We start from the raw sequence: 17,037 nt of genomic DNA, 5'->3' as shown, positions 1-17,037 counted from the left end.
AAGGTCGGCGGTTCAAATCCGTCTCCCGCAACCAATTTTACACAGCGTCATGCAACGCTTAATTGCATAAAGCGACATTAGCTCAGCTGGTAGAGCGCGACCTTGCCAAGGTCGAGGTCACGAGTTCGAACCTCGTATGTCGCTCCAAGTTTTGCCCACATCAAGCAACAATTGATGTTACGGACGCGGGATGGAGCAGTTTGGTAGCTCGTCGGGCTCATAACCCGAAGGTCGGTGGTTCAAATCCGCCTCCCGCAACCAATTTTAGGTTGCTGAAGACGCACTTAACGATCGATCATAAGTCAATATGACCTTCGGTCGGTGCCGTTGCACGGCGCGAATTGCATTCCGCGTTAAATCAGCTCCTCGCAACCAATTTTACACAGCGTCATGCAACGCTCAATTGCATAAGCGACATTAGCTCAGCTGGTAGAGCGCGACCTTGCCAAGGTCGAGGTCACGAGTTCGAACCTCGTATGTCGCTCCAATCTCCATGCTTTCCCTCATCACCTTTACCCAATATGACGTGTCTCTTCAGGCACAGCGTAGCGCCTTGTATCACTTGTCGCGTCTAGAAGCATTGTTTCTAGCGTGACGGTTTCGTCAATCTGCGAAAAGTGAGCAAGGCCGACTGAGTAAATAAACGGATAGCGTTCTAAGGATAATCGGCGGCAAAGCCTGAGATAGAAGCGATCCAATTGTGCTTCGACTGCATCGACATCCTGTTGAATCAATAATACCGCAAACTCACAGCCCTCTAGGCGCCCAATCCAGCCTAAGTCACCGAACACATCCGTTAGACAGCCAGCAAATTCTTTCAGCACTTTATCGCCAGCATGCTTGCCATAGCGCTGATTCACGCCTTGTAACTGGCGAACATCAAAGTGTAATAACGTATGTTGATCTTCAATGACAACATCGTCTGTTAGATAGCTGTTTACTTCTCGGTAAAAGCCGCGTCGATTGAATACGCCTGTTAGCGGATCAATGACATTTTGTTGCGTCATTATCAATTCATGCTCGACGATACGCGCGAGGTCTGACAGCGCGCGCTGACAGGCATCCGTAAGCTCGCGAGGATGATGATCGATGACACAGAGCGTTCCAAGCAGGTGTTCGCTATCTAGGCTAAAAGGAAAGCCTGCATAAAAACGGATATAGGGAGGACCGGTTACCAAAGGGTTGTCAGCAAAGCGACGATCGTTGTGAGTATCCTCAACAATTAATGGCTCTAACTGCTGAATAGCGTGACCACAAATCGATTCGCTTCGACTTGTTTGGTTGACGGCTAAACCACGCTTCGCTTTAAACCACTGCCTCTGTTCATCGACCAAGCTAATGGCGACAACGGGGCAATCCGAGACATATGCAGCGACTCTGACAATCCGCTCAAATCTGTCTTCGTGTCCAGTGTCTAATATACCCAGATCGTGTAATGCGTGTAGTCTTTGCTGCTCATTATGAGTGGGGCGTGCCGGTTCCATGCCTTTTCCTCCTTGTCGCTACTCCTATTGTAGCCAACCACACACAAGGTAGGGGCAATAATTGTTAGTGGCTGTAAATATCGTTAGAAATGCGAATGATTTTGGTGAAAAATTAAATTAAGTCATAAGGATATATGATTTTTTGTTGTCGATATTTTTAAGAGTGCGAGAGGCCGAAAAACTCAGTTTGTAAAAAACTTGTTTCAATGATATTTTCCATCGCTTATTCAGTATTCACACTGTTGGAAGAGGCGGTGACGCACCCGGATTGATCGCGTGCGTGACAGCGACTCTATACTCTTAGTACTTGTTGTTTTTAGAAGGTTTGCTTATGGCGTTTTTAGCGAGCTGTGATACCCAATATCCGCTGACTCATCCGCATGCGGCGTCTGCTGTGGTGATGGTGCCTCCGCTTCATTTTAAGTTTAATGCACAAACGAGTGAGGATAATGGTTTTCAGCATGCGCCGTCACTGCCGGATGAAGAAGTGAAAACGCGCGCGATGGCCGAATTCAATAACATGGTGATGATCCTCCGCCGCCACGGTATCGATGTGGTGGTCATGGAGTACCCAGAATCTGATCCTGCGACGCCTGATGCGGTGTTTCCCAATAACTGGTTTAGTACGCTCCCCAGTGGCGAGCTTTACCTTTATCCCATGGCATGCCCAAACCGCCAGCTAGAGGTGAAACCCGAGCGCTTAATGGCTGCATTGGACCGTGCAGGCTATGCCGTCAATCACGTACACAAAGTGAAGTGTCATGACAAAGACGATGCGTTTCTTGAAAGTACCGGCGCGATGGTTATCGACCATCTCAACCAGCGTGTTTACGCGGCGCTTTCACACCGTTGTGACAGTATTTTGCTCACTGAGTGGGCGGCAAAGGTGGGCATGCGACAAGTCGTGAGTTTCAACACGGAGATGAGCGATGGCAATCCCGTTTACCATAGCAATGTGATGATGGCAGTGGGTGAAGAGTTTGCCGTTGTGTGCGATGAGGTGATCGAAGCTGGGCAGCGCGACCTCGTGTGTAACACACTGAGCCAAGATAAAACCTTGGTATCCATTAGTGAGTCACAAATGAACCAGCTTTGTGGCAATATTCTACAATTGCGCAATCGCCACGGTGAATCGCTCATCGTCATGTCACTGTCTGCTTACAGTGCTTTTACCGAAGAGCAAAAACGCACGCTGCGCCAATTTGGTAAACTGGTACCTATCGATGTCAACACAATTGAAACCGTGGGTGGGGGAAGCGTGCGTTGTATGATGGGAGAAGTCTTTCTACCTCGTCACCAAGCCGCGATGTCGGGTTAAAGGCCTTGGTTAAAACGTCGGTTTGATAGGCAAAACGGCGACGAAAAGTCGCCGTTTTATGTTGCTATTTAGGCTATGAGTGCGCGCGTGTTTTGGCCTTGAGTGGCATTTTGTCAAACGAGACCCCCTTCCATCCGGTGACCATAAAGTTACGAATGTTTTTGTGATCCGTCCCCGAAGGATTGCTCAGCACGTCTTCGCGATAATACCCCCCAAAGCAGGCGAGCGTCTGCGCTTCCGTGAGCTCATGAAGTTGGCAGAATGCGAGTACTTTGCAAGAGCCTGTGTTCTGGCCTGCTTTATTGGCGAGATCACCGTTAGTGAATCGAGTAGGGGCGTAGTCGTAATGTGCATCTATCACCGCCATTGTCTCGTCAAACATTACCATATCTGGGGTTTGCGTGACTTTGGCGAGAAAGCTGTCTAAGGTCATGTCGGTTCCTGAGTTAATAACATGCGAGCTCTCGTCGAGAGTATATGCACGTTGTACCAACTTGTTTAACCAATGTGAAGCCAAGCGACGAGAGTAATGGATAAATATCCATCACTTAAACCAAAATTTTTGTTGCAGTGCTTTACATTAACTCGGGCCAACATTAGTATACCACCCTGTTCGGAGGGATGGCTGAGCGGTTGAAAGCACCGGTCTTGAAAACCGGCAAGGGTTAATAGCCCTTCCAGGGTTCGAATCCCTGTCCCTCCGCCACATATCGAAAAGCCGCTGAGTAATCAGCGGCTTTTTTGATCGTGTAAAGACAGATCCCATCAACATATTCAGCACCTTGCTCTGATCCAGCCTCTTCTGTTTGATACTGTAAACTTAGTCTGGCGACTCTTGCCGTCGCTCGCCTCCTACAGTCGCCCCAATACTGGAGTGTGATGATGATTAATTACTTACCACTCGATGCCATCACGCCAAACGACTTTATCCCTATCTTCAATAAACCCAGTATTCGGCAGCATCTTATCGAACATGCCCCTTTTGATGCACAGAGCATCAAAACATGGGTGAGAGAGAAGAGACACATTGATACTCAAGACGGATGTTTGGTTAGGGCGGTGAGTGTCAACAACTGCCTCGTAGGATGGTGTGGTATTCAGCGTGCTGAATGTGGTTTTGAATTGGCGATCGTGTTGGATACCTCGCACTGGGGACTTGGGCGGTATGTATTTAAGTTTCTACTCTCGCGCGGTGAACAACTTGGTCATCAAGTCGTTTATCTTCATTTGCTGCACACCCGTCGAGAATCCACGTTTTTAACGCAACGTGCTCTACGAGTATTTAAAACACATATGTTGGGTGAATGCTTTACCACTTACGAGATAAAAGTAGGGGACTAGCGGCGTGTGACGCGAGCGTCTGGTTGACGCCATAACAAAGAGTCAGCATTTCACTGGCAACTATTTCCCCCTTGTTCTTTACTTTGTTTTCTGCGGATTGCGAATACAAAGAGGAACGTCCATGAAAATATTACTCTGCCTTTTAGGTTTTTTCTCTAGCTTTGGTGTGTTGGCCGATGCGCAACCCAGCGTTGTAAATGGGCAAGTAACGGACATCGCAGAAGACCACATGATGGTTGAGACGGGCAATGATATTTATAAGATTATGGCTGACCCTGACATGCTTGATGAGCTTGAACCTGGCATGAACGTTGAGGTCACTGGCGAACATCATATGCAGGCCAGAGAGGTACGTATTGATCATAAAAACCGTAAAAACCCATTGGGGGAATAACCATGCCTGAAAAATTGGACGGTGGCGTGCTAGAATTCACCTTAATACGCAAATATATGAATATTCGCGTTTTTGTTTGAGCATTATGAACATGGAACTGTGATGTCTGAATTTACACGTATGCCGTTGCCTTTGCCGTCTGACTTTGATCGCGACAACGACCAGTTACTACTTCACTCTTGTTGTGCCCCTTGTTCGGGAGAGGTGATGGAAGCCATTGAAGCGAGTGGGATCCGTTACAGCATCTTTTTTTATAATCCCAACATACATCCAGCTAAAGAATACGAAATTCGTAAGCAGGAGAATATTCGTTTTGCAGAAGATCATGACGTGCCATTTATCGATATGGATTACGACACCGATAACTGGTACGCCAGAGCAAAGGGGATGGAGTTTGAGCCCGAGCGCGGAATACGATGTACCATGTGCTTTGATATGCGGTTCGAGCGTACAGCGCTATATGCCGCCGAACATGGTTTCCGGTTTATCAGTAGTTCACTGGGTATCTCGCGCTGGAAGAATATGCAGCAAATTAATGATTGTGGCCATCGCGCAGCGGCTCCCTATCCAGATGTCCAATACTGGGATTACAACTGGCGCAAACAAGGAGGTGGCCAGCGCATGATAGAAATCAGTAAGCGCGAGCGTTTTTACCAGCAAGAATACTGCGGGTGTATTTATTCGCTGCGGGATACGAATAAACATCGCCTAGCGCAAGGACGCGAGCGAATTAAGCTCGGCGTGCAATACTACGGCGACGATTAAAACTAAACTGCTGACAATAGCGAAAGGCGCCGTTTGGGCGCTTTTCACCATTGATGAAGAACATCCACTGCATTGCAATATGTGCGCAAACTAACAGCTTGGTGATACTTTTCCTTACTGGTTGGGCAGAACCCCCTAATATGTTAATAGATTGTACTATGCGATAAAGGCCCCGTGACCGAAATGATCTCCCATCCCGAATGGCTACTGCTTGTGCTGGCTCCCGTGTTTTTCTTATGCATGTTGGGAGAGTACTGGGTGGCGCTGCGCCACGGAAAACTGGGCGATAATGCCCGTTATTACGTGCCAGAAGTGCTTTGCAATTTTACCTTGGCGGGGTTGCATCAAGCTGCAGACTTACTGACCGGGCTGCTGATTGCCAAGGTGTATTTGTGGTGGTTTGGCTGGCGGCTGTTTGATATTCAGATGTCGGTAAGCCTGTTTTTATTGCTGATGGTCGCGCAGGATTTTTGTTATTACTGGTTTCACCGCGCTAGCCATCGTATGCGATGGATGTGGGCGGCGCATGTGGTGCATCATAGCTCAGAGCGGATGAACTTTAGTACCGCGTTTCGCCAAAGCTTAATGTACCCGCTGGCAGGGATGTGGCTGTTTTGGCTGCCCCTGGTGGTGATTGGGTTTCCGCCGCAATGGGTGGTGTTTGTTGTACTGCTGAATTTAGGGTTACAGTTTTTTGTTCACACTCAATGGATAAAGACACTCGGGCCTGTGGAGTGGATTTTTAACACCCCGTCTCATCATCGCGTTCATCATGGCATGAATCCTCAGTACATCGACAAAAACTACGCGGGCATTTTAATCATTTGGGACAAATTATTTGGCACCTTCGAGCCGGAATCTGAACCGGTTCGCTATGGGATCCCTAAGCCAGTGAACAGTTTCAATCCTCTGGTGGTGACCTTTGCCGAATGGCAACAAATGTGGCGAGACGCCACGCAGCCCGATCTGAGCGTTCGGCAACGATGGCAGTGCTTGTTTGCACCGCCAGAACAAGCACAAAATCACACGACACACGAGCAAGTATCACGTAAGACGTAGTGGTTTGCTTCCTTGCTGCAAGCGAACATATTTTGAGGATATAACTCCTTATGATCAGATGCTAACAACACCATCTGTAGCACTCCTTCTTATCGAGGCAAGTATGCGTAACGTTTAAGAGATGAGCCGAGTTGACTCTTGTCTGGCTAAGCGCTTTTGCACTCTTTTATCACGGAGTGAGTGTTATGGCGTAGAATCCCGATTTGAATAGCGATTGCTACGCCACCAACTGCCGCGGCGGCATAGACAAGCTGAGTCACCGAGAGGCCGTGGCCGAGCCACAGCCCTCCCAAAAGGGTGCCCACCGCACCACCTAGGTAGTTTGATGAACTATTGAGCGCAACAACTGCGGCACTTTGCTCCGGTTGGAGGCTTATCAGTGTGTGTTGCTGTGGCGCGAGCGACGACCAACCGGCCGCACCCCATAAAAAGAATGGCACAAAGGCAATGATTGAGGACAGCGCCAAGCTACTCGGAATGCTCAAGATGGCCACGGACATGAGCGTTAGTATCCCGAGCAAGATGGCTCGTGGGTGTTTTACCCAGTCAATTAAATGGCCGATGGTGAAGCTGCCCACCATGCCGCCTAGGCCCCAAACCCATAAATATGGCGTGAGGTTGGTTTGTTGTGTGATTCCCGTAATGACCGGTGCGAGGTAAGAATAGAGCCCCAAGCTAGCGACAGCCGTCAAGAAGGTGACCGTAATGGTCATAGACACCGAGCGACTGGCGAGTAACGCGACGCGTGCTTTTAGTGATGGCGGCGGGGCGACACAGATCTGAGGAACACCCAGCACCAGGCCAATAAGCCCAATGATCGCGATACCGATCACGACGGCGAAAACGCCTTGCCACCCAAGCCAAGTCGCCAGAGCAAGACCAGCGGGAACCCCGACAACGGTACCCGCACTCATGCCACCCAACAACAGCCCTAATGCACGCCCCTTCTTATCTGCAGGCACCAAAGAGGCGGCACTTGCCGCCGCTAAAGGCGAGAAAATGCCTGCCCCTATGCCGGCAAGCGCGCGGCTTGCTAGTAACATGGTTAAGTGCGTGCTGAAAATGGTGACAAGATTAGCGGCGATAAACATCAGCATCGATAACACGAGTGCCTTTTTGGTCGGAAAGCTTGCCAACAATGTCGCCAGTATTGGTGCGGAAAGGGCATAGCACAACGTAAAGGCTGTGACCATTTGCGCTGTCTCGGCTTCAGTGATCTGAAAACTGGTGGAAATTTCCGGAATAATGCCCGCCACGACATAGGCATCCATACCGAACGCAAACATCGCAATGGGTAAAAATAAAATGTTTTTCATGGTCATCCTAGCGCGTGAGTCTTTATGATGCCTAGGAAATGTAACAAAGTGTTACTTAAGCGAAAACGCTAACCAGCAAATATAGGTAGAGGAGCAGGCAAGTATTTTTTACAAGGCAAACAATTAACTATGATAGGGGGGCTATGAATCGGCCGTCATGTTAACGGCTGGTCGAGTTGGCACTTAGAACTGAGATTTAACCAGCCATCGCTTGTCACGCATCGTTATCACCGCTATTGAAAGAAAAATAGGCACCCACTGAGTGGATGCCTATTTGGATAAGGGGGCGAGATAGTGTCTTTGTCTTACCTTAAACGGTCTGTCCGAATAAGTTTAGCCAACTGTCGTCTATAATCGTTTGTTAGAATTTATAGTTAACGTCGAGGTAAAACACACTTGGGTTCTTGAAGGAAATACCCTCCGCATACTTTTGTTTCGTTAAGCCGTATTTATGGCCGCCTTCCAAAGCGATACCGGAGTCAAAACGATAGCCAAGTCCGAGATTGACGTCGCTCGCTAGGCCAGAGTCTCTGAGGTTATAGGTGTCAGTCCCCTGAGCATCTTTGTCCTTAATTTCTAGCTTACTGCGTTGGTAGCCTAGAGTACCACCAGCAATACCGTACAAATTGTCAGTGAACTCGTGGACATAGTCTAAGCCCATACCGAATTGATAGTCAGTATTTTCCAACGAAAGCTCTTCATCTGCAGCTTTGATCGTTGACTTGCTCGACGCGCCCGATTGCCAGTAGCCGTAGGTGCGTACTGAGTCAGTGATATACTTACCGCCATACAGCTTGACTGTTCCTCGGTCCTCAAGATCACTTTTGAACTCACTGCTATCTAAGCCACTCACATCAGCGCTACCAGCTCCAAATTCCATCCCCATATAAGAAGAGGCATAAGCCGCCGGTGCGAGAATCAGTAAAGCTAAAGGTGCTAATTTTTTCATTGTAAAGAACCTATTATTCGTCGTAGGTGTTTTTTAAGAACGTATGACTTATAGTCATTGCTTTTTGGAACGTTCGCTTAAAGGGGGAACGTTTGAGTGGTACTTTACGGCTGAAGAGCGCGGTAATGTATCTGCAGAGTGTCATGATTTGTCGTATAACTGTCGTGGTATCTACGCCTGTAGACGCACAGAGTTTTTAATGATTTATACCAAGGCTTTTCGTTTGTTTATTTTTCTAGGTCAAGATTAATGGAAGAGAAACTGCACTTAGTGGTTGTCGAAGATGACCCCAAAATGCGAGAAATGCTGACAGAGTATTTTGAAGCACAAGATTATCGCGTAACGGCACTTGCTGAAGGAGCAGGGGCGGCTGACTATATTATTTCCGCACAACCTGACTTAGTTTTACTCGATTTAATGTTACCCGGTGACGATGGACTGACAATTTGTAGACAAATCCGTGATGGATTTAGAGGCAGAATTGTGATGCTAACCGCTAGTGATGATGATTTTGATCATGTGGCAGCACTAGAAGTTGGCGCGGACGACTTTATCAGTAAACCGATTAAACCTCGGGTATTGATGGCTCGTGTAAGAGTGCAACTACGCCAGCTGAGAGACGACACTGCAGCCGCCTCGTCCAAACCCAGTGTTCTTAATTATGGTGTGTTGGCACTCAATGAGGCGAGACGTTACTGCTCGTTAGATGATGAACCCATTGCGTTGACAGACAGTGAATTTGCATTGCTTTGGCACCTGGCAAGTCAGCCTGACGAGGTACATACAAGAGATACGTTAACGCGTGCATTACGTGGTATTGAGTATGACGGTGTTGACCGAACGGTGGATAATAAAATTGTGACCTTGAGAAAAAAACTGGGTGATACGTCCTCCAATCCCCAAAAAATTATCACAGTACGTGGAAAAGGTTACTTGTTTGTGCCTGATGCATGGTAAATGCATAACAGAAATATGTATGAGTGGTGAGTAATGCGTCGGATATATTTAGAGTTCTTCTTTGGGTTGATCGTCATTTTTATGGTGAGCTCATTGACCTACGAATACCTTGTGTATGAACTGACGGAAAATTATGAGGCGACCTTGGCGAAGCGACAGGCTGAAAGTGTCGTTGATATGTTAGCGTTGATTGAGTCACAGGCGGGAACACAAGAGGCTTTAGGCGCGCTAAAGGATTATGCCGATAACGTCGAATATTCATTATCCGTACACAAGCTTGGCAACATTCCCTCTCATTTGAATGAGGCATTTTCCCACCAACTCGATCCCTCCGCGGTGTTTGATGATAAAAACGAAACCTTATGGTTCCGCCTGGCCGATAAGGAGCGAATCTATAGCTTACGAACCGCGGTGGGTTCCGAGCTACATGGGGCAATAGAGTTTAATGAAGATCTGCTGTTTGTTTTTCTCTTTTTGGGTTTCGCCCTCTACAGTTTTTTCATGGTGCGGTTTCTCAGCCGCCGAGTACGGTCACTCGAGCAAGCGGCTCTCCAATTTGCCAACGGAAATTTACAAGCGCGGGCGTCAACAAAGAGTCAGTATACCGTGGGTAGTTTAAACGCGACCTTTAACCATATGGCAGACAGAATTGCGAGTTTGGTCAGTAGTCGTCGAGCGCTAACCAACGCGGTTGCGCACGAATTGCGCTCTCCTTTATTTCGGATCCAATGGCAAGCTGAATTGTTGAGTGAGAGTCAACTTGGCTCCAAGCAGCAACAAAAAATCGTCAGTATCGTTGAAGATACCGACGAAATGGTAGGGTTGATTGATGAGCTTCTTTATTTGGCACGTGTTGATCACCCTAATACACCTTTTAGCCCGGAGAGATTGAATACTTCGGTGTGGCTACACGATGAATGGCCGCGTTGGCAAACGCTGAGCAATAAGTCTGTGATTTTGGATGCACCGCAAGACTTGCCTTGCATTGAGGCCGACCCTCATCTGCTTAAACGCGTGCTTACCAACTTAATCGGTAATGCGGAGAAGTATGCGACTAGTCAAATAGCCGTGCGTGTATATTGTGAAGACACGCAGCTGGTGATTGCGGTACACGACGATGGTGAGGGCGTTGATCCGTCACATTGGCCGTTTATCTTTGATGCCTTTTACAGTGCGGATCGTTCCCGCGATAAAAAGCGTTCCGGCTATGGTTTGGGACTGGCGATCGTCAAACAAATTGTCACCCGCCACGGTGGCCATGTTGAAATCGACCATAGTGATTTAAGCGGCGCATGCTTTCGGGTCATCTTACCTTGTTAACATGATGTGACTCAGCCAGTGCTAAGTTGAAAGGGCGGCATTCGTCGCCATCAGGTATTTCGCGTATAATACCGCCCACATCGACAACATTAGGGGCACTATGAAACATCGTACCTTCGTCTTTATTGGCATGGCTATTTTTGCTGTGACCATCACCATTTTGATTTCGTGTCAGCGCCCCCAAGCTCCCCTTGTGCCTGATTTCCAATCCTTTGCCGCGGGGGCTGAGCGTAAGCAGGCGTTTTTTGATTACTTCACCCCTGTGGTTAATGCCATTAACAGCCAAGTACTGGCGGATCGCACCGCATTAATGGCATGGCATGCGCGTAAAAGTGAGCTAAGTAGCCGAGAAATAAAACGCGTCCAAGCGCTCGCCGAACAGTATGAGCTTAAAGACTTTAACGTCGACCAAGAAGCAGACTGGATGGCATTGATTCAACGGGTGGATATTATTCCTCCGTCGTTGGTGTTAGCGCAGGCGGCGAACGAGAGTGCGTGGGGCACGTCGCGGTTTGCACGGGAAGGGAATAACTACTTCGGCCAGTGGTGCTTTAGTAAAGGGTGTGGACTGGTGCCCAAGCAACGTGCGGAAGGGAAAGTGCACGAAGTCGCAGCGTTTGATAACCCGCAAGCCTCGGTACAAAGCTACATCAATAACTTGAATACCCATGCCGCGTACCAAGGGCTACGCGAGATCCGCGCCAGCTTGCGTGAGCAGAATAAACCGCTGTCTGGTGCAGCGCTTGCTAATGGGCTAGGGCGCTATTCGGAGCGTGGCCAGGCGTATGTGAAGGAGTTACAAGCGATGATCCGCCACAACCAACTGGATAGGCTTGACCAGCCATCATCCTCATCCAATAACGACTAGGACAGCCAATGATTACCCGTTTGCCTCGGTGGGTTGAAGCCGGGGCGTTTGTGTTAGCGCTGATCGCCGGTACCATCAATGCGATCGGTCTGTTGGGCTTTGAACATCAAGCCGTCTCACACGTGTCAGGCACCGCGACGCAATTTGGCTCGGGGTTGTTTGCCGGCCAATGGACACAAGTTATCCAACTGGGTGGCTTATTGTTGGCTTTTTTCCTCGGTGCCGCGATTTCCGGGTGCTTATTGCATGGCAGCACGCTTAAATTGGGCCGCCATTATGACTCGGCACTGTTTGTCGAAGCTGGGCTGATTATGGTGGCGTTTTATTTTCTGTCTCGCGGGTTTGCCATCGGTCAGTTAGCAGCCTCGGCAGCGTGCGGCTTGCAGAATGCGATGGCGACCACCTACAGCGGCGCGATCGTGCGCTCAACCCATTTAACCGGCATCTTTACCGATTTAGGATTAATGCTAGGGGGCAAGCTACGCGGCAATCCAGTCGATAAGCGCAAGCTGATGCTCTTTTTACTGATCGCGTCTGGCTTTATCGTCGGCGGGGTAGTGGGTGCGGCGCTTTTTGCGCACTTCCATTTTGCTGCCCTGCTGTTTCCCGCAGGGTTATGTTTTGTAGTGGCACTGTGTTACCGCGGGTACATGACACGTCAGCGTTTAGTGGCTGGCACCAGTAGCAAGTAACTATACAAATCATTAACAATGCGCGTTTTCGCGCATTTTCTTAATGTGTTTGTTGTGCATCGCATTGAATTTGCCAACTTGACGGAGCCTTCGGTGCGATCGTCGGGCCTTTCCTTTGTAGCGGTGGCTTCCCGTGTCACCATTCGCGCGTCTTTTGGCGGCCAAAAGTTTGTCTTAAATCAAACAAGTGTGAGTTTGTGTTTCGAATTCGCGCATTGTGTGATGATCTCGCCGTCTTTGTGACACGGAAAATGCCACACTCCCGTTACGATACAGTAACAAGGAGGCCCCATGCCAAATAGCCAGTATATTGAAACGGATGTGGTCATCATCGGTGGGGGTGCAACCGGCACCGGCATCATGCGAGATTGCGCACTGCGTGGCATCTCATGCATTTTGCTCGAACGTGACGATATTGCGGCAGGCACATCGGGGCGTAATCATGGACTGCTGCATTCTGGGGCTCGTTACGCGGTCACAGATACCGAATCGGCCCGTGAATGCATTCAAGAAAACACCATCCTTAAATCCGTTGCTCGCCACTGCGTGGAAGACACCAGCGGACTCTTTATTACCTTGCCAGAAGATGACTTAGCGTACCAAGACACCTTTATTGCCAGTTGCGATAAAGCCGGTATTCCGACCCGAAAACTGACACCACGTGAAGCGTTAGCGTTCGAACCCAACGCCAACCCAGCAATGATTGGCGCGGTACAGGTGCCGGATGGCATTATCGATCCCTTTCGTTTGTGTGCCGCGAACGTACTGGACGGCAAAGAGCACGGTGGCAAGGTGTTTAACCATACCCGAGTGACGGGATTAATTCGTCAAGGGGCGACGGTGCAAGGCGTCCATTGTTTGCATACCCTCACCGGCGAGCGTTTTGCCATTATGGCGAAGCAAGTGATCAATGCCGCAGGGATTTGGGGGCAGACAATCTGCGAGTATGCCGATCTGAATATCAAAATGTTCCCTGCCAAGGGTTCATTGCTGATCCTCGATTATCGGATTAATAACCGGGTGATTAACCGCTGTCGTAAGCCGGCGGACGCTGACATCTTGGTGCCCGGTGACACCATTTCCTTAATCGGCACCACCTCTGAGCACATCGAGTACGATCAGATTGATAAGTTAGCGGTGACGCCACAAGAAGTGGATGTGCTGATGCGCGAAGGGGCTAAGCTCGCCCCCATCATTGCCAATACACGCGTGTTGCGCGCCTATGCGGGCGTGCGGCCTTTGGTCTCGGTAGATGACGACGGCAGTGGCCGTAATATCAGTCGCGGCATTGTGTTACTCGATCACCAAGCACGCGATGGGCTGGAAGGCTTGATCACTATCACTGGTGGCAAGCTCATGACCTATCGTTTGATGGCCGAGCAAGCCACAGACTTGGTGGCTGAAAAGCTGGGTAACCGCAACCGTTGCCAAACTGCGACCCGTCCGCTGCCGGGCTCTGAGCCTTCTAAAGGGATCCGTAAAGCCAGTGCCAGCTTGGTGAAACCTGTCTACCAATCCGCCTATTACCGCCACGGTGAGCGCGTTAGCCATTTTTTAGATGAAAGTGACGACAGCCAAGCGGTGATTTGCGAATGTGAAATGGTGACCAAGGGCGAGGTGAACTATGCGATTCAATCGCTGGATGTGAAAAATCTCACCGATCTGCGTCGGCGCACTCGTCTGGGTATGGGGCCTTGTCAGGGCGAGCTGTGCAGCTATCGTGCCGCTAGCTTATTCAGTGAATTGGCAGGGATAGATGGCCAAGCCAGTGCAGGGCTGCTGGTGGACTTTCTCGAAGAGCGCTGGAAAGGCGTGAAACCGATTTTTTGGGGCGATGCGCTACGCGAAGCCGAATTTAGCTATTGGATTTATCAAGGATTGTTTGGCGCCGGTGAGGTGCCAACGCCGCCGAAGGCAGAGAGTACTGGCGCCGTAGCCATGTATGACGCTGAGGTGAAAAGCCCAGCACCGACGTCAGCGGCTGATCAGGAGGTATCACAATGATCCACTACGATATCGCAGTGATTGGTGGCGGCATTGCCGGGTTTACTGCCGCATTGCGGTCACTGGAAGCGGGCAAGAAAACCGTAATGATTAGCGCCGGACAAAGCGCGCTACATTTCTCGTCAGGCTCGATTGATGTATTGGGCCATTTTCCCAATGGTGAGCCGGTCAGTCAGCCTTTTGAAGCGATTCCGAAACTGGTGCGCCAGCACCCTGAGCATCCCTATGCCAAAGTCAGTTTAGAGGAAATCACCCAGTCACTCGCTTGGTTCCAACACCAACTGAGTGCGCAAAAGGTGTGTCTGTATCATCAAGAAGATAACGCCAACCACGGCCGCATTACGCCATTAGGTACTGTGCGCCCGACTTGGCTATCGCAAGGGCATGTGTATCAGCATCGCGGCCCGCGTCGTTTCTCTGGTTTGTGTTTTGTGGCCATTGAAGGCTATCGCGATGCGCAACCGACGTTAGCGAAAGACACCATTACCGCGCAACGTGATTTTGCATCCTGCCCAAGTCGCACCATTACGCTGTCGATTCCGGGAGCCGAGCGATTACGCCGTAACCGCAATGAGCTACGCTCGGTGGATCTTTCTCGTTTATTGGCTGAGCCTGATGCCTTTGACAGTCTGTGCGAGCAACTAATCGCGCAGTCCGGCCCAGATGAGCTGGTGATTTTACCCGCCATCATTGCCGATGTGGCCGGCGAGCGGGGGATGGATGCGCTTAAACAGCGCACCGATCGCTGTTTTCACGAAGTGCCGACCATGCCGCCTTCTCTGCTGGGGATCCGCATTGAGCGTGCGTTACAGCGGGCCTTTGCTAGCGCGGGTGGGGTATTGCTGCGCGGCGATCAAGTGACTGGCGGTGAGTTTGACGACAACGGTCGCCTTACCGCCTTGCATACGCGTCAGCTCGAAGATATTCCGTTAACCGCAGAGGCAGTGATCTTGGCCACGGGCAGCTATTTTAGTCGCGGTCTCAATGCCGACCGCACTCAGGTGAGCGAACCGACGTTGGGATTAGACATGGTGCAAAGCCCTGATCGGAGTGAGTGGCGCAACGACGACTTTTTCAGTCAGCAAAGCCACCCCTTTATGGCCTTTGGCATTAACACCGACAACCAACTACGTCCCACCGCACGCGGCAAGCGCTGCCAAAACCTGTTTGTGTGTGGTGCGGTACTCAGTGGTTACGACCCCGTCTATGAAGGCTGTGGCGGTGGCGTTGCGATCGCAACCGGCTACGCCGCCGCGCAACGTGCGCTCGCGGTGATGGCGAACGCTAAGGAGGCGTCCCATGCTAACTGAATGGCTGAAACAGCGTGACTATAGCGACCATGCGCCGCAACCTACCAGTTTTGACCAATGCATTAAATGCACGGTCTGTACTGTGTATTGCCCGGTATCAAAAGCGAACCCTGCGTATCCTGGCCCCAAAGAGTGTGGCCCGGATGGTGAGCGTCTGCGGATCAAAAACCCTGAGTATTATGATGACCTGCTCAAGTTATGCACCAACTGCAAACGCTGTGAGACCGCCTGTCCTTCCGGGGTGAAAATTGGCGACATCATTGCGGTGGCGCGCGGCAAACACGGTAAGAAGAATATCAATCCTAAGCTGATGCGTGATTACGTGCTGAGCCATACCGACTTGTTTGGCACGCTTGCTAATCCAGTAGCACCGTTGGTGAACGTGATGACGGATCTGAAACCGGTGAAAGCGGTGATGCACGCCACGATTGGGGTGGATAAACATAAATCTCTACCCAAGTATTCGTTTGGCACCTTTCGGCGTTGGATGAAAAGCCAAGCGGCGGCACAAGCGGATTACCCCAAACAAGTCAGTTACTTTCATGGCTGTTATGTGAATTTTAACAACCCGCAGCTTGGTAAAGACTTGGTGAAAGTGATGAATGCGATGGGGTACGGCGTGCAATTGCTCGAAAAACATAAGTGCTGTGGCGTGCCTTTAATTGCCAATGGCTTTTACGATAAAGCGCGCCGTAACGCGACCGCTAATACCGCGATGATTGCCGATGCGGTTGCCGAGCATCGCCCTGTAATAGCCACCTCCTCATCGTGTGCGCTGACGTTAAAAGGAGAGTATCCCCACGTACTGGGAGTAGATAACGCCCACGTGGCAGGGCAAATCAGCTTTGTGACCCGCTTTTTACTCAAAGCGGCCATGAATGGCGAGATGCCCAAGCTCAACCCAATTAATAAGCGAGTGGTTTACCATACCCCTTGTCACTTGGAGCGCAGTGGTAATGCGATGTTTACCATTGAGCTGTTGCGTATGATCCCCGGATTAGAGGTGATTGTGCTCGATAGCGAGTGTTGTGGCTTGGCAGGTACCTATGGGTTTAAAACCGAGAACTATCAAACCTCGATTGCCATCGGTAGTGGCTTATTTGCTCAGATTGAAGCCGCGCAGGCGGACTTTGCAATCACCGACTGTGAAACCTGTAAATGGCAAATTGAAGAAAACACATCGCTGGAGGCCTTGCATCCGTTGAGTGTGCTGGCGATGGCGGTTGGAGAGCCAGTAGCACCGTAATATTCGTCGCAAAG

Annotated in this window: 16 protein-coding genes and 4 tRNA genes; 16 read left to right on the top strand and 4 right to left on the bottom strand. The window is 50.0% G+C overall.

Going from position 1 to position 17,037, the window contains the following annotated elements:
• Positions 1–71: 71 nt before the first annotated feature.
• From WN56_RS12010 to WN56_RS12000, 3 genes are all read left to right on the top strand, one after another.
• A tRNA-Gly gene (locus tag WN56_RS12010) sits at positions 72–147 on the top strand.
• 37 nt (positions 148–184) lie between these two features.
• Positions 185–261: transfer RNA gene (locus WN56_RS12005), tRNA-Met, on the top strand.
• Positions 262–411: 150 nt separating this feature from the next.
• Positions 412–487 (top strand) — tRNA-Gly (locus WN56_RS12000).
• Between the two features lie 25 nt (positions 488–512).
• Here the strand turns inward: WN56_RS12000 and WN56_RS11995 are convergent.
• Positions 513–1,484, bottom strand: coding sequence for a sensor domain-containing diguanylate cyclase (locus WN56_RS11995; RefSeq protein ID WP_046075236.1), 972 nt, complete (start codon positions 1,482–1,484; stop codon positions 513–515).
• 331 nt (positions 1,485–1,815) lie between these two features.
• Here WN56_RS11995 and WN56_RS11990 point away from each other — a divergent pair, with 331 nt between their 5' ends.
• Complete coding sequence (locus WN56_RS11990; RefSeq protein ID WP_046075235.1) at positions 1,816–2,802, top strand: arginine deiminase-related protein; 987 nt, start codon at positions 1,816–1,818, stop codon at positions 2,800–2,802.
• 73 nt (positions 2,803–2,875) lie between these two features.
• Here WN56_RS11990 and WN56_RS11985 read toward each other — a convergent pair whose 3' ends face one another.
• Positions 2,876–3,235 (bottom strand): HopJ type III effector protein, encoded by a 360-nt coding sequence (locus WN56_RS11985; protein WP_046075234.1) that lies wholly within the window; start codon positions 3,233–3,235, stop codon positions 2,876–2,878.
• Positions 3,236–3,417: 182 nt separating this feature from the next.
• Between WN56_RS11985 and WN56_RS11980 the strand changes: the two genes are divergently transcribed.
• The 5 genes from WN56_RS11980 to WN56_RS11960 all read left to right on the top strand — a co-directional run bounded on the left by WN56_RS11980 (position 3,418) and on the right by WN56_RS11960 (position 6,361).
• Positions 3,418–3,508: transfer RNA gene (locus WN56_RS11980), tRNA-Ser, on the top strand.
• Between the two features lie 173 nt (positions 3,509–3,681).
• On the top strand, positions 3,682–4,143 hold the full coding sequence (locus WN56_RS11975) for a GNAT family N-acetyltransferase (RefSeq protein ID WP_046075233.1): 462 nt from the start codon (positions 3,682–3,684) through the stop codon (positions 4,141–4,143).
• 121 nt (positions 4,144–4,264) lie between these two features.
• The gene (locus WN56_RS11970; RefSeq protein WP_046075232.1) at positions 4,265–4,537 is read left to right on the top strand and encodes a hypothetical protein; all 273 of its coding nucleotides are present in this window, start codon (positions 4,265–4,267) and stop codon (positions 4,535–4,537) included.
• Positions 4,538–4,639: 102 nt separating this feature from the next.
• On the top strand, positions 4,640–5,302 hold the full coding sequence (locus WN56_RS11965) for an epoxyqueuosine reductase QueH (protein WP_046075231.1): 663 nt from the start codon (positions 4,640–4,642) through the stop codon (positions 5,300–5,302).
• A gap of 183 nt (positions 5,303–5,485) precedes the next feature.
• Positions 5,486–6,361, top strand: a complete 876-nt coding sequence (locus tag WN56_RS11960) for a sterol desaturase family protein (RefSeq protein ID WP_046075230.1) — start codon at positions 5,486–5,488, stop codon at positions 6,359–6,361.
• A gap of 146 nt (positions 6,362–6,507) precedes the next feature.
• Here WN56_RS11960 and WN56_RS11955 read toward each other — a convergent pair whose 3' ends face one another.
• Complete coding sequence (locus tag WN56_RS11955; protein WP_046075229.1) at positions 6,508–7,677, bottom strand: MFS transporter; 1,170 nt, start codon at positions 7,675–7,677, stop codon at positions 6,508–6,510.
• A gap of 361 nt (positions 7,678–8,038) precedes the next feature.
• The gene (locus tag WN56_RS11950) at positions 8,039–8,626 is read right to left on the bottom strand and encodes an outer membrane beta-barrel protein (protein ID WP_046075228.1); all 588 of its coding nucleotides are present in this window, start codon (positions 8,624–8,626) and stop codon (positions 8,039–8,041) included.
• Between the two features lie 249 nt (positions 8,627–8,875).
• Here WN56_RS11950 and WN56_RS11940 point away from each other — a divergent pair, with 249 nt between their 5' ends.
• The 7 genes from WN56_RS11940 to glpC all read left to right on the top strand — a co-directional run bounded on the left by WN56_RS11940 (position 8,876) and on the right by glpC (position 17,023).
• The gene (locus tag WN56_RS11940; protein WP_046075226.1) at positions 8,876–9,583 is read left to right on the top strand and encodes a response regulator; all 708 of its coding nucleotides are present in this window, start codon (positions 8,876–8,878) and stop codon (positions 9,581–9,583) included.
• Positions 9,584–9,616: 33 nt separating this feature from the next.
• Positions 9,617–10,903 (top strand): ATP-binding protein, encoded by a 1,287-nt coding sequence (locus WN56_RS11935; protein WP_046075225.1) that lies wholly within the window; start codon positions 9,617–9,619, stop codon positions 10,901–10,903.
• Positions 10,904–11,003: 100 nt separating this feature from the next.
• On the top strand, positions 11,004–11,771 hold the full coding sequence (locus WN56_RS11930) for a glucosaminidase domain-containing protein (protein ID WP_100298012.1): 768 nt from the start codon (positions 11,004–11,006) through the stop codon (positions 11,769–11,771).
• A gap of 8 nt (positions 11,772–11,779) precedes the next feature.
• Complete coding sequence (locus WN56_RS11925; protein WP_046075224.1) at positions 11,780–12,463, top strand: YoaK family protein; 684 nt, start codon at positions 11,780–11,782, stop codon at positions 12,461–12,463.
• Positions 12,464–12,754: 291 nt separating this feature from the next.
• The gene (gene glpA, locus WN56_RS11915; protein WP_082084456.1) at positions 12,755–14,467 is read left to right on the top strand and encodes an anaerobic glycerol-3-phosphate dehydrogenase subunit A; all 1,713 of its coding nucleotides are present in this window, start codon (positions 12,755–12,757) and stop codon (positions 14,465–14,467) included.
• Positions 14,464–15,777: a glycerol-3-phosphate dehydrogenase subunit GlpB gene (gene glpB, locus WN56_RS11910; RefSeq protein WP_046075222.1), complete on the top strand. Its 1,314-nt coding sequence runs from the start codon at positions 14,464–14,466 to the stop codon at positions 15,775–15,777. The genes glpA and glpB overlap by 4 nt, the downstream gene beginning before the upstream one ends.
• Positions 15,767–17,023 (top strand): anaerobic glycerol-3-phosphate dehydrogenase subunit GlpC, encoded by a 1,257-nt coding sequence (gene glpC, locus WN56_RS11905; protein WP_046075221.1) that lies wholly within the window; start codon positions 15,767–15,769, stop codon positions 17,021–17,023. The genes glpB and glpC overlap by 11 nt, the downstream gene beginning before the upstream one ends.
• The last annotated feature ends 14 nt before the right edge of the window (positions 17,024–17,037 follow it).

Source organism: Salinivibrio sp. KP-1 (genome assembly GCF_000968645.1).
GTDB lineage: Bacteria > Pseudomonadota > Gammaproteobacteria > Enterobacterales > Vibrionaceae > Salinivibrio > Salinivibrio siamensis.
This window is presented reverse-complemented; position numbering and strand designations above follow the sequence as displayed.